We start from the raw sequence: 19,631 nt of genomic DNA, 5'->3' as shown, positions 1-19,631 counted from the left end.
TGCCCGAACGCGGAAGGGCGGGAAGCCTGTTCGGCTCCCCGCCCTCACCGGTTCGCGTGTCTCCGGCGCGGTGCGCGCCCTCCCGGGCACGGCCCTGGTGTGCCTACGACCGAAGGGAGGGGCGCCGGCCCAAGGCCGACGCCCCTCCCTTCCGGAGATCACGCTTCGTTCTCAGCTACGTCGGATGTCGCATCCAACGCGATTCCGCCCGGTTTCAACTGCAGCCGCTGGTCGAGCCGCAGCCCTCGCAGATGTAGCAGGACCCGGCACGCTGCATCTTCGTCCCGCAGGAGAAGCACAGCGGTGCGTCGGCGCTGATACCGAGCTGCATCTCGACGAGCTCCGCGGACGTGTGCGCCTGCTTGGGTGCCGGGACCTCCGCCTGCGGGGCGGTGAAGGCCTTCAGCGGCTCCTGCTGACGCGGCGCCGACTGAGCCAGTGCCTCGACATCCATCTCGTCGTCCTCGAGGGACGGCTCGTACGAACCGGTCTCCAGGTGGCGCTGGCGCTCCTCGGCCGAGTGGATGCCAAGCGCGGATCGCGTCTCGAAGGGCAGGAAGTCCAGTGCCAGGCGACGGAAGATGTAGTCGACGATGGACTGGGCCATCCGCACATCCGGGTCGTCCGTCATACCGGCCGGCTCGAAACGCATGTTGGTGAACTTCGAGACGTAGGTCTCCAGCGGAACGCCGTACTGCAGACCGACCGAGACGGCGATCGAGAAGGCATCCATCATGCCCGCGAGGGTCGAGCCCTGCTTCGACATCTTCAGGAAGACCTCGCCCAGGCCGTCGTCCGGGTACGAGTTCGCGGTCATGTAGCCCTCTGCGCCGCCCACCGTGAAGGAGGTGGTGATGCCCGGGCGGCCCTTGGGGAGGCGCTTGCGGACCGGCCGGTACTCGACGACCTTCTCGACCGCGGCCCGGATCGTCTCCTCGGCCTTCTCGGTCACCTCGGCCTTCTCCTGCTCCTTCTTCTTGGCAGAGAGGGGCTGGCCGACCTTGCAGTTGTCGCGGTAGATGGCGAGCGCCTTGACGCCCATCTTCCACGCCTCGAAGTAGACCTCTTCGACGTCCTCGACGGTGGCGGTCTCCGGGAGGTTGACCGTCTTGGACAGCGCGCCGGAGATCCAGGGCTGGATGGCGGCCATCATGCGGACGTGGCCCATCGCGGAGATGGAACGCTCACCCATGGCGCAGTCGAAGACCTCGTAGTGCTCCGCCTTCAGGCCCGGGGCGTCGATCACATTGCCGTGGTCGGCGATGTGGGCGACGATCGCCTCGATCTGCTCCGGCTGGTACCCGAGGCGGCGCAGCGCCTGCGGGACCGTGCCGTTGACGATCTGCATCGAGCCGCCGCCGACCAGCTTCTTGAACTTGACCAGGGCGAGGTCCGGCTCCAGGCCGGTGGTGTCGCAGGACATCGCGAGACCGATGGTGCCGGTCGGGGCGATGACCGACGCCTGGGCGTTGCGGAAACCGTTCTTCTCGCCGAGGCGGATCACGTCCTGCCAGGCCTCCGTGGCGGCGGCCCAGATCGGCGTGTCCAGGTCGTCCATGCGGACGGCCACGGCGTTGGCGTCGGAGTGCTGCTTCATGACGCGCTGGTGCGGCGCGGCGTTGCGGGCGTACCCGGCGTACGGACCGACGACGGCGGCCAGTTCGGCGGAACGCCGGTAGGAGGTACCGGTCATCAGGGAGGTGATGGAGCCGGCGAGGGCGCGGCCGCCGGCGGAGTCGTAGGCGTGACCCGTCGCCATCAGCAGTGCGCCGAGGTTGGCATAACCGATGCCGAGCTGGCGGAAGGCCCGGGTGTTCTCGCCGATCTTCTGGGTCGGGAAGTCCGCGAAGCAGATGGAGATGTCCATCGCGGTGATGACCAGCTCGACGACCTTGGCGAAGCGCTCGACGTCGAAGGACTGGAGACCCTTGCCGTCGTCCTTGAGGAACTTCATAAGGTTCAGCGAGGCGAGGTTGCACGAGGTGTTGTCCAGGTGCATGTACTCGCTGCACGGGTTCGAGCCGTTGATCCGGCCGGACTCGGGGCAGGTGTGCCAGTGGTTGATCGTGTCGTCGTACTGGATGCCCGGGTCGGCGCAGGCCCAGGCCGCCTCCGCCATCTTGCGGAAGAGGCCCTTGGCGTCGACCTCCTCGATGACCTCACCGGTCATCCGGGCGCGCAGGCCGAACTTGCCGCCCGACTCGACCGCCTTCATGAACTCGTCGTTGACGCGCACCGAGTTGTTGGCGTTCTGGTACTGGACGGACGTGATGTCGTCGCCGCCCAGGTCCATGTCGAAGCCCGCGTCGCGCAGGGCGCGGATCTTCTCCTCTTCCTTCACCTTGGTCTCGATGAAGTTCTCGATGTCCGGGTGGTCGACGTCGAGAATGACCATCTTGGCGGCGCGGCGGGTGGCGCCGCCCGACTTGATCGTTCCTGCGGACGCGTCGGCGCCCCGCATGAAGGAGACCGGGCCGGAGGCGTTGCCGCCGGAGGAGAGGAGTTCCTTGGAGGAACGGATCCGGGAAAGGTTCAGGCCGGCGCCGGAGCCGCCCTTGAAGATCATGCCCTCTTCCTTGTACCAGTCGAGGATCGACTCCATGGAGTCGTCGACGGAAAGGATGAAGCAGGCGGAGACCTGCTGCGGCTGGGGCGTGCCGACGTTGAACCACACCGGGGAGTTGAAGCTGAAGATCTGGTGCAGGAGGGCGTACGCCAGCTCGTGCTCGAAGATCTCCGCGTCGGCGGGCGAGGCGAAGTAGTTGTAGTCCTCGCCGGCCTTGCGGTAGGTCTTCACGATCCGGTCGATCAGCTGCTTGAGACCGGTCTCGCGCTGCGGGGTGCCGACGGCCCCGCGGAAGTACTTGCTGGTGACGATGTTGACCGCGTTCACCGACCAGAAGTCGGGGAACTCGACGCCACGCTGCTCGAAGTTCACCGAGCCGTCACGCCAGTTGGTCATGACGACGTCACGGCGCTCCCACACCACCTCGTCGTACGGATGCACGCCGGGGGTGGTGTGGACGCGCTCGATACGCAGGCCCTTGCTCGCCTTGGATCCCTTGGCTCGGGACCCTCGCGCCGGGCCGCTCGTCGTCTCGGTCATGCCGCCTCCCATATACGGGCAAAAACGCCCTGAAGTGCCCAGTTCTTCCCGTGGCACGGTTTCTGTCTGTTGCCCCGGCCGCCGCGCACAGCGCCCGCGAGCAGGTTCTTTGCCGCCCTGAGCCGACCGGCGGGTCCTGTCCGGACCCGTTCCGTTCAGCCGTGTCGCTCAGTCGGCGGCGGTGGCGGGCACGGGGACCTCAGCGGTCCCGCCGCTCCCGCCGTCCTCAGCTGGAGGCCGGCCGGCGCGGAGCTCCGCGATGGCGGCCTCGAAGTCTTCGAGTGAGTCGAATGCCCGGTACACGGACGCGAAGCGCAGGTAGGCGACGAGGTCGAGCTCCTGCAGGGGGCCGAGTATGGCCAGACCCACGTCATGAGTGGTCAGCTCGGCGCTGCCGGTGGCGCGCACAGCCTCCTCGACCCGCTGGCCGAGCTGGGCGAGAGCGTCCTCGGTGACAGGCCGCCCCTGGCACGCCTTGCGCACGCCGGAGATGACCTTGGTACGACTGAAGGGCTCGGTCACGCCACTGCGCTTGACCACCATCAGCGAGGCGGTCTCCACCGTCGTGAAGCGACGGGCGCAGTCCGGACACTGCCGGCGCCGCCGGATCGCCGTTCCGTCGTCGGTGGTGCGACTGTCGACGACGCGGCTGTCGGGGTGCCTGCAGAAGGGACAGTGCATGGCTCCCAACCCCTCCTTCACAGCACGACCGGATAGCCTCGGTGGGCTGTTTACGAGCCCCACGAAGCAGCCACCAGCATAGGCGATGCCCTCACCCCTGAAGCACCAGGGACACAACTTCTGGGCGGCGAACCCAATGCAACCACTAGATCTGGGGTTTGCTACATCCTCAGCTCGCTACGCGTGTCGCACAGGAGCGGCCGGAAAATCCTCACGGACACTGCCCGTGTCGACCCTCTGCACGGAGTGCATCGAGCCGCGCCCGGCGTCACGGCTGGCCCCTACGAACGGCGATGCGGCAGGGCGCGGAGATGGGTGGCGACGGGCGCGGCTCCACCGTTCGAACACGGTCGGATGCCAGACTGGCGCCACCCGCTGACGCGGTCGCCGACGGCGGCGGATACCGTGACGGTCTGCAGGATCCCGGTTCGATCATTCGCACATACACCCAGCTGAATGCCAACGTCAGGCAATCTGCGATTTTTCACTCGAACGTGTGTTTGGCGCAACCTTTCGAAACCAACTACCGTTGTCCAACTAGGGAGACCATTCGAGAGGGGCCGACGTGACCACCACCGCAGACAGTGCCACCATCACTGCCCAGGACCGCTCACAGAGCCGATTCGAGTCGGTGCATGCCATGGATGACGCAGCCACGAGCCCGGAGGGGCCCAAGCCCACCCGCTCGCTGCCCGGCCGACCTCCAGGAATCCGGGCGGACAGCTCAGGTCTCACGGATCGGCAGCGGCGCGTCATCGAGGTCATCCGCGACTCCGTGCAGCGGCGGGGATACCCGCCGTCAATGCGTGAGATCGGCCAGGCGGTGGGCCTGTCGAGCACCTCCTCGGTGGCTCACCAGCTCATGGCCCTCGAGCGCAAGGGATTCCTGCGCAGGGACCCCCACCGCCCCAGGGCTTACGAGGTCCGCGGCTCCGACCAGCCCAGCACCCAGCCCACGGACACCACGGGCAAGCCCGCCGCCTCCTATGTGCCCCTCGTCGGCCGGATCGCGGCCGGTGGCCCCATCCTCGCCGAGGAGTCCGTCGAGGACGTCTTCCCTCTCCCCCGCCAGCTCGTCGGCGACGGTGAGCTCTTCGTGCTGAAGGTCGTCGGAGACTCGATGATCGAAGCCGCGATCTGCGACGGCGACTGGGTGACCGTCCGCCGCCAGCCCGTCGCGGAGAACGGCGACATCGTGGCCGCCATGCTGGACGGCGAAGCCACCGTCAAGCGCTTCAAGCGGGAGAACGGCCATGTCTGGCTGCTCCCGCACAATGCCGCGTATCAGCCCATTCCCGGTGACGAGGCGACCATCCTCGGCAAGGTGGTGGCGGTGCTGCGGCGGGTGTGAGCCCACCCGCCGGCCTCGGACCGGACCCCGGGACCCACTGCGCCGGTCCCGGGTCCTGCTCATGTCCGGGTGCATTCTGTGCGAAGCGCGGACGGTGGCCCCAGCCTGCCCCCGAGCCAGCGGCTACTTGCCCTCCTGCTTCGCGGCGGCGTCGATGGCGGCCAGAGACCGGCGCACCTGGTTGCGGTCCGTGGTGTACCAGAAGTCGGGCAGCGAAGCTCGCAGATAGCTGCCGTAGCGGGCGTTGGCGAGCCGCGGGTCAAGCACGGCGACGACGCCCCGGTCGCCCGTGGCACGCACCAGCCGGCCGGCCCCCTGGGCCATCAGCAGCGCGGCGTGCGTCGCGGCCACGGCCATGAACCCGTTGCCACCCGCCTCCTCCACCGCCTTCTGGCGGGCGCTCATCAAGGGGTCGTCCGGTCGCGGGAACGGAATCCGGTCCATGACGACCAGCTGACAGCCGGGCCCTGGCACATCGACTCCCTGCCAGAGCGACAGCGTGCCGAACAGACACGTCTCCGCATCCCCGGCGAACGTCTTGATCAACTCGCCCAGCGTCTCCTCGCCTTGCAGCAGGATCGGCATGTCGAGGCGACCGCGTAGTTCCTCCGCGGCGGCCTGGGCCGCCCGCATCGAGGAGAAGAGACCGAGCGTCCGCCCGCCCGCCGCCTCCAACAGCTCGGCGAGCTCGTCCATCATGTCGCCCCGGGAACCCTCACGCCCCGGCGTGGCGAGGTGGCGAGCGACGTAGAGGATGCCCTGCTTCGGATAGTCGAAGGGCGACCCGACGTCGAGCCCCTTCCACGGGGGGACGTCCTCTCCTCCGCTGCCCTCGGGCGCGAGACCCAGGGAGGCCCCCACGCCGTTGAAGTCGCCGCCGAGTTTGAGCGTGGCGGAGGTCAGCACCACGGACCGCTCCGCGAAGAGCTTCTCGCGCAGCAGGCCCGACACCGAGAGCGGTGCCACGCGCAGCGACGCTCCGAAACGGTCGTGCCGCTCGTACCAGACCACGTCGTACTCGGAGCCCATGGTGATCCGCTCGGCAACGGCATGGACATTCTCGACGGCGGCCAGAGCCTGCTTGCGCACGGCGTCCTCATCCTGGACCGACTTGTCACGGGTGGAACCGAGCGCGCTGATCACGGTGCGTGCCGCGTCCCGCAGCGACATCAGCGCATACCCCAGATCCTCGGGGATCTCCTCGAGACGCCCCGGCAGGGCGAGCTCCATGAGCCGCTCGAAGGACTCGGCGGCCGTTTGAAGGGCGTCCGCGGCCTTCTCGTTGACCAGCTTGGCGACTCGGCGGACCGCACGGTTGACCTGGCCCGGTGTGAGCTCTCCCGTCGCCACACCCGTGACGCGCGACACCAGTTCATGCGCCTCGTCGACGATCAGCACCTCGTGCTGCGGCAGCACCGGCGCGCCCTCGATGGCGTCGATCGCGAGAAGTGCGTGGTTGGTGACGACGACGTCCGCGAGCTTGGAGCGCTCACGTGCCATCTCGGCGAAGCACTCGGCTCCGTAAGCACATTTGGAAGCGCCCAGGCATTCGCGCGAGGAGACGGAGACCTGGTTCCAGGCACGGTCGGAGACGCCGGGCGTCAGGTCGTCCCGGTCGCCCGTCTCCGTCTCGTCGGCCCAGTCCCGCATACGCAGGAGGTCCTGGCCGAGCTTGCTGGTGGGCGCCGCGGCCTCGAACTGGTCGAAGAGGCCGTCCTCGTCGTCCTGCGGCATGCCCTCGTGCAGCCGGTGGAGACAGAGGTAGTTCGACCGGCCCTTGAGCATCGCGAACTCGGGCCGTCGGCGCAGCAGCGGATGCAGGGCCTCCACCGTCCGGGGAAGATCACGCTCCACGAGCTGACGCTGCAGCGCGAGGGTGGCTGTCGCCACGACGACCCTCTCGCCGTGGGCCAGAGCCGGGACGAGATACCCGAGGGACTTGCCGGTGCCGGTCCCGGCCTGCACCAGCAGATGGGAGTTGTCGTCGATGGCCTCGGCCACAGCCTCGGCCATGGAGACCTGGCCTGGTCGCTCCACTCCGCCGACGGCGGTCACGGCGGAGTGGAGGAGCTCGGGGAGGGATGGCTTCGTCATAGCGCGACCAGCCTACGGGTCGCCACCGACATCGGGATCACGCGTCGCGGCACGGGGCCGGTGCCAAGGGGTTGGGGACCGTCCCGTGGACGGCCGCGTGAGGGCGCTCGGGGCGGTCCCGGTATCCGTCGAGATGAAGCCTGTTGCGGTTGAGGCACAGCCGCTCGATACGCGGAGTGAGGAGGTCGAACGTTTCGTAGCGTTCCTTGAGCTCGGGGAAGCGGGCCTGGTGCCGGAGGATCTCCGCCCGTACGAGCGAGAAGAACTGCTCCTCGGGCACGTCGAGTTGCTCGTCGCACAGCGGCGCCAGATAGCGGAACACGCCCACGAAGAGCCCCGAGTGGATGAACTGGGTGAGAAAGTCCGGCTCCTCGGTGAGGAGGACGCGTCGCACGTCGTCGGGCATCGAGGCGTGCTCGGGCAGCGACTGGGCGCTCACATTCACATCGTCGACGAAGTCCTTGATCGCGAGGCGGACGGGGACGTCGTGGTCGTCGAACACCACGATGGCGTTCTCGCCGTGGGGCGAGAAGACCGTGCCGTAGCGGTAGAGGAAGTGGAGCAGCGGCGGAAGCAGTGCCGCGAAGAGCCTCTGAAGCCAGACGGTGGGACTCAGGCCGGACCGGCTGACCAGTTCGGCGGTGAAGGCGCGCCCCTGCGGGTCGGTGTGGAGAAGGGAGGCAAGGGTGCGAGCCCGCTCACCGGCGTCGAGGCGGGGCTGGAGCGGTTCGCGCCAGATGGCGCCCAGCAGTTCCCTGTACTGGTACGGCACCTCGGGGAGGCGGTCGTACAGCGGATGCTCGACGGTCACGGAGGCGACCTCGCCGAGCAGGATCACCCGGCACTGGTCGCGCAGGAAGGGATCCGCGTCCCGCAGGGAATGCACCCAGGAGGTGACGGCGGGGGCCGCGAGCGTGCGTTCGGTGGGCAGACCCCGCCAGACCAGTGTGTTCAGGATGGACAGCGGCAGTTTCACCGTGTGGCGCTCGGGCCGGTCGACGTTCACGAAGGTCCGGATGGACTGCTGGGGCAGCCGCAGATCACCGTCGGTGGGGAGCGGAACGATCTCGCCACGGGCCACAGCGGGCGCGTACAGGGGAAGCAGCACCTCGTCCCACTGCCACGGATGGACCGGAAGGTACAGGTACGCGGCGGGGTCCAGGCCGCTGTCGCGCAGCACGGCGTCGAAGGCCTCTCGGGTCGGCGCGTCGAGCTCGCGGCCGTAGAGGTCCTCGGCATCGGCGAGTCCGGGGACGCCTCGGTAGGCCGCGAGGCCGGCGGAGACCGCTATCCAGGGGAGGCGTGCGGGACGGCGGGCTTCAGGAGCCCACTGAGCCGTGTCGGTCGCGGAGAAACCGATGCGTCCCTTGTTCAGGACCAGCCACGGGTGGCCCGTTTGGTGGCCTTCGATGTCGGCGTAGCCGAGATCGGCGAGCTGCGGGGTGGTCAGTGCGGTGTCCGCGAGCCGGGTGTCGGCGGTGAGGGTGAGGGACATTTCGCGCAGCAGATGACCGAGGGTCGCCCCGTCGAGGCCGAGCAGTTCCCTCGCGCGGGCGAGGAAAGCGAGCGGGTCGGTGAAGCGGTGGCCTTCGCACTCGACGGAGTCGGGGGCGATGCGCCAGCTTCCGTAGGCGCCCCGGCGAGCTCGGAAGGTGAGGACGCCTGTGTCGTCGATCCGGAGGGTGTAGAGGTCGCCCTGCGCCGCCGCTCCGGCGTGCACTGTGTTCGGCTCCGAGGCGGAGGAATCCGTCGGAGCCGGGACCCGGACCGGCTCGATGATCTCCTCGTAGGCGAATTCGCCGAGCATCTTGGCCAGAAGGCGGGCAGCCGCCCGGTCCCAGTTCCGGTGGTTGAGACCGGGCGGGGTGAAGGGCACGGCGGCCGGCCGGCCAAGGGCGTCGGGGCTGTGGTCGGAGGCGTCGTGGGACGCGTCGGCCGGGCCGGGTCGGCGGTCGGTCCGGTCGGTCTGGTCGGTCTGGTCGGTCTGGTCGGTCTGGTCGGTCGGAGTGGAGCCGGTGGAGCCGTGGCTGGCGGGAGATTTCGGCACGATGACTCCTCGCAGGGAACCGATACGGATCGAGCGGTGTATGGATGACAGCGGGTGGTTCACAGCAGGTTCCGCAGGGCGCGATCGCGGACCATGAGGGCGGCCCGTTTGTCGGGCAGGTCGAGCTCGGCCGAGTAGCGGAAGCCGGCGCGGAGGAACGCGGAAACGGAGGGGGTGTTGCGTAGGTCGGGCTCTGCGATGACGCGCGTGCACCGGGGCCGATTGTCGAGAATGAGATCGGAGACAGCTCGAAGAAGAGCGGAGCCGACGCCGCGGCCGCGGTCTGCGACGCCGCCCACGAGCAGATGGATGCCGATGTCCTGGGGGCGCGCGGGATAGTGGCGGGCCAGCGGGTCGAGATCGGCCCGGTAGAGCTCGAAGTAGCTCATGGGGACGTCGTCCAGGACGCCGAGGCAGGGGATACTGCGGCCGTCGCCGTCGTGCTGGGCGCACAGGTGGGCGGCGGTGACGGAGTCTGGTCCCGACAGGTCCCAGAAGGCGGCCACCGCTGGATCGTTCATCCAGCGCGTGATCACGGCGAGATCACGCTCGAGGGCCACGGGGACGAGTTGGAAGGCTCCGACGGGCGTAACCGCCTGCCCCCAATCGCCGACATTGCCCAGCAGGTCGCCCGTGGTGGCCTCGCCTGTGGGGCGCTGCCCGGAGGGTGCGAGTTCCCCGTCGCGGATCAGCGCCAGGAAACCCCCGGGGAGCCGTAGGTCGAGGGTGTCCTCCGCGCCTCCTCCCGGCCGGGGCGCGGGACCGTGTCCGCTCTCGGTGTACGCATCGGTGGGCGGCACAGCGGCGCTCTCCTCTCGCAGTCGGTCAGATCCTGGTGCCTCAGGAACGAAGGGGGTTGGCGATGGTGACGTAGACGGACTGGGTGTCGACGGGGCCGACGAGTTCGTCGAGACCGTGGAGTCGGGTGAGCAGATTGGCCTTGCAGCGCAGCGTGGGCGTCTCCAGCAACTGGCGGGGCAGCGGGGACCCCATGCCCGCCGCCGATGCCAGGAACTGCCGGAACGCCGCGAGGAGGACGCGCTCGTCGGCGAGCCGCTGCGCCCCGAAGGCGCCGATCAGGCCGAGCACGTTGTTGATTCCGAGGTAGTAGGCGAACCGTTCGTCGGTGACGGCGTCGGGTACGAACGTGTCGCTGTGGGTGCCGATGCCAGGAAGGCGGTCGTCGAGTCGCCCGCGGTGTGACTCGCGGAAGTAGTAGCCCTGGTTGTCCCGGTAGCGGCCACCCGTGGGCCAGCCTTCGGGGTCGAGCAGCACAAGCGTGTTCTGTTGGTGGGCCTCGAGGGCGACACCGGCTGTGGCATCCAGCCAGAGCACGGGGCGCACGACGTGGTCGAGGTAGCGCAGGAACCACTCCGTGGCCACGGCTGGGGCGGGCCTGCCGGTGCGGGCGGCGAGCCGCTCGACCGTTGCCGCGAGGCGCGAGTGCATCCCCACCCGCCTGGGCCATGGCCGCGGTGCCGTCAGCGCCGCAACGCAGACGGCATCGTCCCCCGGGCCGAACGGGTTGTGGCGGAGCATGACGTCGAGGCCGGGCAGCGGTTCCCCGTCGGGGGCGTCGACGGCGAGCCATGCCGGGTCGCGCACGATGTCGAATCCGGGGTGGGCCGCCCTCCACTGCTCGGCGAGGCCGGCGCGGAGCAGCCGGTGGACCTCGACGCCTCGGCGGAGTTCCTTGCGAAGGTTCTCGCGCCGGGAGTTGGTGATGCGCAGCCCGAGGGAGAGTTTGAGCATGGCCGGGGCGCCGGGCCGGTGCACCGTACGGACGGAGGATGTGGGGTACCAGCGATCGCCATGCGGGCCGAGGTCGTGCAACAGGCCGGCGCTCAGGAGAGCGGAGACAGCGGGTCGGTGCCTGATGTCCTGGGCCTGCCAGGGATGCAGGGGCAGGGCAACGGCGTTGCCGGGGACCGGAAGGTGTCCCGCCAGTCGTGAGGTGAGCTGTTCCGCGGGGACGACGCGGCCCTGTTCGGTCCATGCCGATTCAGCGGCCAGGACGGACCTGTCGACAGCCATCCAGTGCAGCGGAAAGGAGCCGTACAACTCGGGTGAATAGTTGCGGGTTTCGGCCTCGGTGAGTCCTTCACGGCTCTTGGGCGTCGGGTGCAGCGGGTGGCCGAGCAGCAGCGACTGTTCTGCGGTGAGGAAGAGGTCGGCCTCGGTCGGGGCCGTGGGGCGGTCACGCCGGTCGGCGACGAACTGGGCCGTACGGCGCACGGAGTCGGCGACCCTCGCGACGAGATCCACTCCGTCGCCGTGGCCGGCTTCGCGACCGAGGAGCGCGGCGACGGTCACGGCGTCTGCGCGGGTGGCCCCGTGCGGGCTGCCGTGCAGGGCGGGCGGCCCGAAGCGGTGCCATCCGGCGGCCGACCAGTAGTGGACGGGGACGAGTAGCGCGGTGCCGCTGGCCTCGAGGGGGATGCGCAGGACTCCCCCCTCCGGCCGGGGCATGTCGTTCTCCCGCACCCAGCAGCGGAGCAGGTTCTCCACGGTTGCCAGGTCCGCGGCGCGGTGTGGGTCCGGATCGTCGAGGTGATCGAGGCGACCGGACTGACGGGGGACCGTCATCGACTCCATCGTGAGAGGGCCGCTCGCTCCACCCTGTCTGCGGTGGTGGCCGTTGGTGCCGCCTGAGGACTCAGGCGCGTCGGGTGCGGGAGTGGGGTTCACGGGAGGCTTCCTTGAGACGTTGTCCGGGGTCAGTGGTCAGTGCGACTGCCGAGTGCCGCTGCGGCGGTCTGCGGAGTTGTGGGATGCCGAGCCGCTGGGGGCGCAGCGCTCTGCGGCGGCCAGCGCGTCGGCGAAGCGGTCGAGGACGGCCACGGCTTGTTCATCGGTGATCGTGAGGGGAGGGAGCAGGCGCACGACACCGGCCTGCCGCCCGCCGAGTTCGACGATCAGGCCCCGGGTCAGGCACTCCTGCTGCACGGCTGCCGCGAGTTCGGGTGCCGGAGGAGGGACCAGCGCATCCGGGTCCGCGCGGTCCGGATCGACGAGCTCCACGCCGATCATGAGGCCCCGGCCGCGGACGTCCCCGATGCACGGGTGCGTCGCGGAGAGGCCCTGAAGACCGGCGAGCATGCGCGAGCCGAGAGTCGCGGCCCGCTCGGCCAGTCGGTTCTCGCGCACGTAGGCAAGGGTGGCCGCACCGGCGGCCATGGCGAGTTGGTTGCCGCGGAAGGTGCCGGCGTGGGCACCGGGCTGCCACGCGTCCAGTTCCGAGCGGTACACGATGACGGCAAGCGGAAGGGAGCCGCCGATGGCCTTGGACAGCACCATGACGTCCGGCACCACGCCGCTGTGCTCGACTCCCCAGAAGGTTCCGGTGCGTCCCACTCCGGTCTGCACCTCGTCGGCGATCAGCGGGACGGATCGGGAAGCGGTGAGGGCGCGCATCCTGCGCATCCACGCGTCGGGCGCCGGAATCACGCCGCCCTCGCCCTGTACGGGTTCGAGGATCATCCCGGCCGGCCGGGGGACGCCGCTCTTGGGATCGTCGAGCAGGCTTTCCGTCCAGCGGGCGGCGAGTTCCGCACCGCGCTCGCCGCCGATCCCGAACGGGCAGCGGTAGTCGTACGGGAAAGGCAGGCGGGTTACCCGGACGTCGGTGGCGCCGCCCGAAGCTTCAAGTGCCCCGGCCGTCATCCCGTGATACGCGCCGGTGAAGGCCAGCAGGCCGCTGCGGCCGGTCGCCGCCCTGACGAGTTTGAGGGCCGCCTCGACGGCATCGGTGCCCGCGGGGCCGCAGAACTGGATCCGCGCATCCTCGGCCAGCGGTCCCGGAAGGGTGGCGAACAGCTCGGTGGTGAAGGCGTCCTTGACAGGGGTGGCCAGGTCGAGGATGTGCAGGGGCGCACCCGAGTCGAGGACTTTCCTGATCGCCTCGAGGACGACGGGGTGGTTGTGTCCGAGCGCCAGAGTGCCCGCGCCCGAGAGACAGTCGAGATAACGCCGGCCGTCGGCACCCTCGATCGTCAGCCCTCTGGCCCGTACGGGAACGATGGGCAGGGAGCGCGCATAGGTGCGGGCCGCCGATTCGCGGAGCGACTGCCTGCGCAGAATCCCCTCGTGAGCTGCGGTGGGCGCCCCCGGAGCAGGTTCCGTCACGGCCACGGCTGTTGGTCCTCCCGCTGTCACAGTTGCGTTGCACATCGGGAGGGCACTTCCGTGCCGCGCACCGGCGTTGAACGCTGTCCTTGTGTTTCCCGCACGTACCAACGACGCGGGGAGCCGGGGATCACGGGCAAACGGAAGATCCTTGCGGCCGGGGAACCGCCGACCTGCTGCATGCCGTCCCCATCGGCACCGGCATAGTGGGGGCCCGCACCCGGCTCCGAGCTCCAGCGGTGCGGGCAGGGACCTTGCTCGTTCCAGAAGTTCCTGCACCATTCCGACAGTTCATCAGTTCAGCAGCACCGAAGTCCCAGGGGGATCAAGAGATGCGACCCATTCGCCCGACGCTGGCAGCGGCCTCGATGGCCGCTGTGCTCGCGCTGGCTGCCACCGCCTGCGGCCCGAGCGAGGACAACGCAGGCGACAAGCCGAGTGCTCCAGCGAGCCAGTCCGCCAACGACAAGATCACCATCCCGGACGATCTCAAGGACCGGCTCAAGGAGCGCGGGATCGACCTGGACAAGTGGAAGAACGGCGAGTGGAAGAACTGGGACAAGGACAAGTGGCTGCGTGAGGCCCAGGACTTCGTCAATCCCATCATCGAAGACCTGTGGGACCCGGACCGGATGCGGGACGCCGAGAAGCCGCCGGAGAAGCCCGTCGACAACGACATCTCGGGGGACGACGGAGTCACCGACCCCACGCCGGCCCCGGTCGACGCGCAGGCCGTGAAGGCCCCGTACCACGCGAACGCCGCCGAGGCCGGCAAGGTCTTCTTCGACGGTCCGCAGGGTTCGATGGTCTGCTCGGCGACCGTGGTGAAGGACCCCGCCAACCCCGGCAAGTCCAACATGGTGTGGACCGCCGGGCACTGCGTGCACGCCGGTAAGAGCGGCGGCTGGTACCGCAACATCGCCTTCGTCCCCTCGTACAACAACGGCGCCAAGGAGACCTCCGAGCTGGAGAAGGCTCCCAAGGAGGAGATCGCTCCGTACGGTGTCTGGTGGGGCGACTGGGCCCAGACCTCCGACCAGTGGATCTCCCAGGGCGCCGCGACCGGCGGTCAGGGCGCGGCGTACGACTTCGCCGTCATCCATGTGACGCCGGAGAAGGGCAGCACGGGTAAATCGCTGGAGGAGACGGTTGGTACGGCCCTGCCGGTCGACTTCGACGCCCCGGCCGTGCCGAAGATTCAGAACATGACGGCCACCGGCTACCCCGCCGCTCCGCCGTACGACGGCCAGAAGCTCTTCCAGTGCGCCGACAAGCCGGGCCGCCTCTCCCTCAAGGCCGAGGAGCCGACCATGTACCGCATCGGCTGCACCATGACCGGCGGTTCGTCCGGCGGCGGTTGGGTCGCCCAGGGTCAGGACGGCAAGCCCGCCCTGGTGTCCAACACGTCCATCGGCCCGGTGACGGCCGGCTGGCTGGCCGGTCCGCGACTCGGCAAGGAAGCCGAGGGGGTCTACACCGCGGTGAGCAAGAAGTTCTCGGGTCAGTAGGACTCGGGCGCCCGGGGTCCGCAGCGAGTGACCGTGCAAGGGGCCTTCGGCGGATCCGTCGAGGGCCCCTGTTCTTCATCCTCGTGGAGACTCCGTGCAGTTGAGGCCCCGAGTCGGCCGATCGTCCGCGCATCGGCCTAGAGTGGTGCCGCACGCGAGGGCGGCCCGGGAGGCCGCCTTTGTCATGACACGTTCATGGCAAATCGCCGGGCCGCGTATCGACGTGCGCACAGCGCGCACGGACAGAGCACGCTCCTGGCACGTTTCGAAAGTACGTGAAGCACTTCAGGGGGAATCGTTTTCATGCGATCCATACGTCCGTTGCTGGCCGCCGCCGGCCTTGTCTCGGCTCTCGCCCTCACGGCGACAGCCTGCGGCCCGAGCGAGAACAGCGCGACCGACAAGCCGGCCGCGTCCAGCCCCGGCACGGGCAACGGTGACTCCGCCCTTCCTGCGGACCTGGCCGACAAGCTCAAGGAGCACGGTGTCGACCCGGAGAAGTGGAAGAACGGCGAGTGGAAGAACTGGGACAAGGACAAGTGGCTGCGTGAGGCGCAGGACTTCGTCAATCCGGTGATCGAGGGGCTGTGGAAGCCCGAGCGGATGACCACGGCCAAGGCCCCGGCGAAGACGATGACGGCGGGCGACATCTCGGGCGACCAGGACGTCACCGACCCGGAGCCGCGCCCGGTCCGGGCGGAGCCGGAGAAGAAGCCGTACCACAAGAACGCGGCCCCGGTCGGCAAGGTCTTCTTCGACGCCCCCGAGGGCTCGATGGTCTGCTCCGCCACCGTCGTCAAGGACCCGAAGAACCCGGGCAAGTCCAACATGGTGTGGACTGCGGGCCACTGTGTGCACGCGGGCAAGGCGGGCGGCTGGTACCGCAACATCGCCTTCGTCCCCGCCTACAACGACCAGGGCAAGTCCCCGGCCGCGCTGGAGAACGCGCAGCCGCACGAGATCGCCCCGTACGGCGTCTACTGGGCCGACTGGGTCGCGACGTCGGGTGAGTGGATCGACGAGGGCGGCCCCACGGGTGGCACCGGGGCACCGTACGACTACGCCGTGATGCACGTGAAGCCGGAGAAGGGCACCAAGTCCCTCGAGGAGACCGTGGGTGTCGCCCTCGACATCGACTTCGACGCTCCCGAGGCGAAGGACATCAGCGCCATGGGCGCCTGGGGCTACCCGGCCGCGCCGCCGTACGACGGAGCGCTCATGCACAAGTGCGTGGACCGTCCCGGATGGCTCTCCATCGCTCCCGGCACGCCGACGATGTGGCGCATCGGCTGCACCATGACCGGCGGTTCCTCCGGCGGCGGCTGGTTCGCGGAGCAGCCCGACGGAAAGCTGGCGCTCGTGTCCAACACCTCGATCGGCCCGGTCACTTCGGGCTGGCTGGCAGGGCCGCGGCTGGACGAGGGCGCCCAGCAGATCTACACCATGATGAGCGACAAGTTCGCCGGGCGGTAAGCACACGCCTTCGCACGAGCACACGGCGAAAGGCCCGCCCCTGGAAGGGGACGGGCCTTTCGCCGTGCGGTGTCGGGGACGTCCGCGTCAGTGCGCCGCGGGCACGTACGGAGACAGGGCCGCGGCCAGCTCCTCGTGGACCCGTGCCTTGATCAGCGTGCCCTCCGTGGTGTGCTCCTCGGAGATCACCTCGCCGTCGGCGTGCACCCTCGAGACCAGTCCGCCCTCGGTGTAGGGCAGGAGCGCCTCGACCTCGATCTGCGGCCTCGGCAGCTCGGTGTCGATCAGCTGCAGGAGCTCGTCGAGGCCCGCGCCGGTCCGTGCGGACACCGCGATCGCATGCCGCTCAATGCGCAGCAGCCGCTGCAGCACGAGCGGATCGGCCGCGTCCGCCTTGTTGATCACCACGATCTCGGGCACGTCGAGGGCGCCCACGTCGCGAATCACCTCGCGCACGGCGGTCAGCTGCTCCTCCGGGGCGGGATGCGATCCGTCGACCACGTGCAGGATCAAGTCGGAGTCCCCGACCTCCTCCATCGTGGAACGGAAGGCCTCGACGAGGTGGTGCGGCAGGTGCCGTACGAAGCCGACGGTGTCGGCCAGGGTGTAGAGCCGACCGCTCGGCGTCTCCGCCCGCCGGACGGTCGGGTCCAAAGTGGCGAACAGCGCGTTCTCCACCAGGACACCGGCGCCGGTGAGACGGTTGAGCAGGGACGACTTGCCGGCGTTGGTGTAACCGGCGATGGCGACCGAAGGCACCTTGTTGCGGCGGCGCTCCTGACGCTTGATGTCACGGCCGGTCTTCATCTCCGCGATCTCACGGCGCATCTTCGCCATCTTCTCGCGGATCCGCCGCCGGTCCGTCTCGATCTTGGTCTCACCGGGACCACGCGTGGCCATGCCGCCACCGCCGCCGCCGCCCATCTGCCGGGACAGCGACTGACCCCAGCCGCGGAGCCTGGGCAGCATGTACTGCATCTGCGCCAGCGCGACCTGTGCCTTGCCCTCTCGGGACTTGGCGTGCTGGGCGAAGATGTCGAGGATCAGGGCGGTCCGGTCGACCACCTTGACCTTGACGACGTCCTCGAGGTGGATCAGCTGACCGGGGCTGAGCTCACCGTCGCAGACGACGGTGTCGGCCCCGGACTCGAGCACGATGTCACGCAGCTCCTGCGCCTTGCCCGAGCCGATGTAGGTGGCCGGGTCCGGCTTGTCGCGGCGCTGGATGACGCCGTCGAGCACCAGGGCGCCCGCTGTCTCCGCGAGGGCCGCCAGCTCCGCGAGGGAGTTCTCTGCGTCCTGCACCGTCCCCGTGGTCCAGACACCGACCAGCACGACGCGCTCCAGGCGCAGCTGCCGGTACTCGACCTCGGTGACGTCTTCGAGCTCGGTGGAAAGGCCCGCCACGCGCCGCAGCGCGGCACGCTCGGAGCGGTCGAACTGCTCGCCGTCCCGCTCGGTGTCGATCTCGTAGCTCCAGGCGACGTCCTCTTCCATCAGGGCATCGGCCCGAAGGCTCTCTGTGCGCGTGTCCGCGAAGCTCTGCTGTTCCTGGGAAGGGGATGAAGAGGAGGTCATTGGATCCCTACGTAGAGATGAAGAGCGGCACGACGGGATGCGCGTGCGAGTGCTCTGGTATGTGGGTCAACGCGTGACGGTCCCGGATGATTCCCGCGAGGGCCCGGTCCCGGCAGTGGCGCCGACCCGCTGATGGTCGCACGTGGGCGCCGGGACCATCACCACGATTTTCAGCGGTTCGAGGTCTTCCCGGCCTTTTCCTTCCGGTCCTCGACGGGCTTGCTGCGCCAGTCGGTGTGGCCGGGCATCGGCGGTGTCTTCTTGCCGTACAGCCACGCCTTGAAGAACGCCGAGAGGTCACGCCCCGCGACGCTCGATGCCAGTCGCGTGAAGTCCTCGGTACTCGCCGTCGCGTCCCGGTACTCCTGCACCCATGCGCGCTCCAGGCTCTCGAAGGCGGCCTTCCCGATCTCCTGGCGCAGGGCGTAGAGGACCAGTGCGCTGCCGTCGTAGACCACCGGCCGGAAGATGCTGAGCTTCTGTCCGGGGACGGGCGCCTTGGGGGCCGCCGGCGGTCCGCCCGCCGCCCGCCAGCCGTCGGAGAGCCCGTAGGCCTCGCGCATATGCGTCTCCAGCGGCTGCTTGCCCTTCTCGTGGGCGTACAGCCCCTGGTACCAGCTGGCGTGGCCCTCGTTCAGCCACAGGTCGGACCAGCTGCGGGGGGTGACGCTGTCGCCGAACCACTGGTGGGCCAGTTCGTGAACCATGATCGAGTCCACGTACCACTCGGGGTAGGCGCCCGTGGTGAACAGGGAGCGCTCGAACAGCGACAGGGTCTGCGTCTCCAGCTGGAATCCGGTGTCGGCGTCGGCGATCAGCGCGCCGTACGTCTCGAACGGGTAGCGGCCGACCTTCTCCTCCATCCATGTGATGTGGTCGGGTGTCTTCTTCAGCCAGCGCTCCAGCTCACCGCGTTCCGCGGTGGGCACGACGTCGCGCAGGGCCAGTCCGTGCGGGCCCTGGCGCTCCACGACGGTCGAGCGGCCCATGGAGACCTGTGCCAGTTCAGTGGCCATGGGGTGACCGGTGCGGTACACCCATGAGGCCTTGTCGCCGGCCTCTGCCTTGGCCAGCCTGCGGCCGTTGGCCACCACGGTGATGCTCTTCGGCGCGGTGACGCGGAAGGTGAAGTACGCCTTGTCGGAGGGGTGGTCGTTGGACGGGAAGACACGGTGGGCGGCGTCCGCCTGATTGGCCATCACCAGACCGTCGCCGGTCCGTACCCAGCCGCCGGCGTCCTTCGGGCCGCGCGGGTCGCTGGTGTGGGTGACGGCGATCTCCATCCGGGAGTTCGCGGGGATGTTCGCCGGCGGATCGATGACGAGGTCCTCGCCGGCTGTGGTGAAGTCGGCGGGGGTGTGGTTCACCATGACCGAGCGGACGGTGCCATGGGTGAAGTCGAGGTTCACCCGGTCGAGGCCACGCGTCGCATAGGCATCGATCTTCGTGACGGCTTCCAGAGGCTTGTCATTGCGCCCTTCATAGGTGAGCGCGATGTCGTATTCGAGAACGTCGTAACCGGGATTGCCCAGCTCGGGGAAGAGCCTGTCGCCGATGCCGAGCGGTTCCGGCGAGGGAAGGGCAGCGGCGACGAGGGTGGCCGACGCAGCGGCCAGCAGGATGGCACGCAGTCGGCGCCTGGAGGTGTGCAGCATGCCCCACGGCTAC

The 19,631-nt window shown here is 69.1% G+C and carries 12 protein-coding genes; 3 read left to right on the top strand and 9 right to left on the bottom strand.

The annotated features are described in order from the left end of the window. Positions 1-214: 214 nt before the first annotated feature. Both ACIQ7Q_RS27000 and nrdR read right to left on the bottom strand, forming a co-directional pair. Positions 215-3,106, bottom strand: a complete 2,892-nt coding sequence (locus ACIQ7Q_RS27000) for a vitamin B12-dependent ribonucleotide reductase (RefSeq protein ID WP_403867311.1) — start codon at positions 3,104-3,106, stop codon at positions 215-217. Between the two features lie 168 nt (positions 3,107-3,274). Continuing rightward, positions 3,275-3,787, bottom strand: a complete 513-nt coding sequence (gene nrdR / locus ACIQ7Q_RS26995) for a transcriptional regulator NrdR (protein ID WP_403867308.1) — start codon at positions 3,785-3,787, stop codon at positions 3,275-3,277. Between the two features lie 565 nt (positions 3,788-4,352). Here nrdR and lexA point away from each other — a divergent pair. Next, positions 4,353-5,138, top strand: a complete 786-nt coding sequence (lexA, locus tag ACIQ7Q_RS26990) for a transcriptional repressor LexA (RefSeq protein ID WP_403867305.1) — start codon at positions 4,353-4,355, stop codon at positions 5,136-5,138. A gap of 123 nt (positions 5,139-5,261) precedes the next feature. Here lexA and ACIQ7Q_RS26985 read toward each other — a convergent pair whose 3' ends face one another. The 5 genes from ACIQ7Q_RS26985 to ACIQ7Q_RS26965 all read right to left on the bottom strand — a co-directional run bounded on the left by ACIQ7Q_RS26985 (position 5,262) and on the right by ACIQ7Q_RS26965 (position 13,410). Continuing rightward, entirely contained in the window at positions 5,262-7,232 is a 1,971-nt protein-coding gene (locus ACIQ7Q_RS26985; protein ID WP_403867302.1) for an ATP-dependent DNA helicase, read from the bottom strand. Positions 7,233-7,269: 37 nt separating this feature from the next. Next, the gene (locus ACIQ7Q_RS26980; RefSeq protein WP_403867733.1) at positions 7,270-9,039 is read right to left on the bottom strand and encodes an IucA/IucC family protein; all 1,770 of its coding nucleotides are present in this window, start codon (positions 9,037-9,039) and stop codon (positions 7,270-7,272) included. Positions 9,040-9,338: 299 nt separating this feature from the next. After that, positions 9,339-10,079, bottom strand: coding sequence for a GNAT family N-acetyltransferase (locus ACIQ7Q_RS26975; RefSeq protein ID WP_403867299.1), 741 nt, complete (start codon positions 10,077-10,079; stop codon positions 9,339-9,341). Positions 10,080-10,119: 40 nt separating this feature from the next. Then, a complete protein-coding gene (locus ACIQ7Q_RS26970; RefSeq protein WP_403867296.1) occupies positions 10,120-11,865 on the bottom strand; it encodes an IucA/IucC family protein in 1,746 nt (581 codons plus the stop codon). A gap of 138 nt (positions 11,866-12,003) precedes the next feature. After that, the gene (locus ACIQ7Q_RS26965; protein WP_403867293.1) at positions 12,004-13,410 is read right to left on the bottom strand and encodes a diaminobutyrate--2-oxoglutarate transaminase family protein; all 1,407 of its coding nucleotides are present in this window, start codon (positions 13,408-13,410) and stop codon (positions 12,004-12,006) included. Positions 13,411-13,736: 326 nt separating this feature from the next. On the opposite strand from ACIQ7Q_RS26965, the gene ACIQ7Q_RS26960 reads away from it, so the two are divergent. Next, positions 13,737-14,912 (top strand): trypsin-like serine peptidase, encoded by a 1,176-nt coding sequence (locus ACIQ7Q_RS26960; protein ID WP_403867289.1) that lies wholly within the window; start codon positions 13,737-13,739, stop codon positions 14,910-14,912. A gap of 303 nt (positions 14,913-15,215) precedes the next feature. Further along, positions 15,216-16,385, top strand: a complete 1,170-nt coding sequence (locus ACIQ7Q_RS26955; RefSeq protein WP_403867286.1) for a trypsin-like serine peptidase — start codon at positions 15,216-15,218, stop codon at positions 16,383-16,385. Positions 16,386-16,472: 87 nt separating this feature from the next. Here ACIQ7Q_RS26955 and hflX read toward each other — a convergent pair whose 3' ends face one another. Both hflX and ACIQ7Q_RS26945 read right to left on the bottom strand, forming a co-directional pair. Continuing rightward, positions 16,473-17,963: a GTPase HflX gene (gene hflX / locus ACIQ7Q_RS26950; RefSeq protein WP_403867283.1), complete on the bottom strand. Its 1,491-nt coding sequence runs from the start codon at positions 17,961-17,963 to the stop codon at positions 16,473-16,475. Positions 17,964-18,133: 170 nt separating this feature from the next. Then, entirely contained in the window at positions 18,134-19,618 is a 1,485-nt protein-coding gene (locus ACIQ7Q_RS26945; RefSeq protein ID WP_403867280.1) for a M1 family metallopeptidase, read from the bottom strand. Positions 19,619-19,631 lie beyond the last annotated feature (13 nt).

Source organism: Streptomyces sp. NPDC096176, assembly GCF_044763255.1.
GTDB lineage: Bacteria > Actinomycetota > Actinomycetes > Streptomycetales > Streptomycetaceae > Streptomyces.
Note: the sequence above shows the minus strand (reverse complement) of the source record. Positions and strands in the feature narration are given on the sequence as shown.

Bases quoted from the DNA above. Each gene is read 5' to 3' on its own strand.
- ACIQ7Q_RS26955 (WP_403867286.1), top strand. From the start codon at position 15,216: ATGCGATCCATACGTCCGTTGCTGGCCGCCGCCGGCCTTGTCTCGGCT.
- ACIQ7Q_RS26970 (WP_403867296.1), bottom strand. From the start codon at position 11,865: ATGACGGTCCCCCGTCAGTCCGGTCGCCTCGATCACCTCGACGATCCG.
- ACIQ7Q_RS27000 (WP_403867311.1), bottom strand. From the start codon at position 3,106: ATGACCGAGACGACGAGCGGCCCGGCGCGAGGGTCCCGAGCCAAGGGA.
- hflX (WP_403867283.1), bottom strand. From the start codon at position 17,963: ATGACCTCCTCTTCATCCCCTTCCCAGGAACAGCAGAGCTTCGCGGAC.
- ACIQ7Q_RS26985 (WP_403867302.1), bottom strand. From the start codon at position 7,232: ATGACGAAGCCATCCCTCCCCGAGCTCCTCCACTCCGCCGTGACCGCC.
- nrdR (WP_403867308.1), bottom strand. From the start codon at position 3,787: ATGCACTGTCCCTTCTGCAGGCACCCCGACAGCCGCGTCGTCGACAGT.
- ACIQ7Q_RS26980 (WP_403867733.1), bottom strand. From the start codon at position 9,039: ATGCTCGGCGAATTCGCCTACGAGGAGATCATCGAGCCGGTCCGGGTC.
- ACIQ7Q_RS26960 (WP_403867289.1), top strand. From the start codon at position 13,737: ATGCGACCCATTCGCCCGACGCTGGCAGCGGCCTCGATGGCCGCTGTG.
- ACIQ7Q_RS26945 (WP_403867280.1), bottom strand. From the start codon at position 19,618: ATGCTGCACACCTCCAGGCGCCGACTGCGTGCCATCCTGCTGGCCGCT.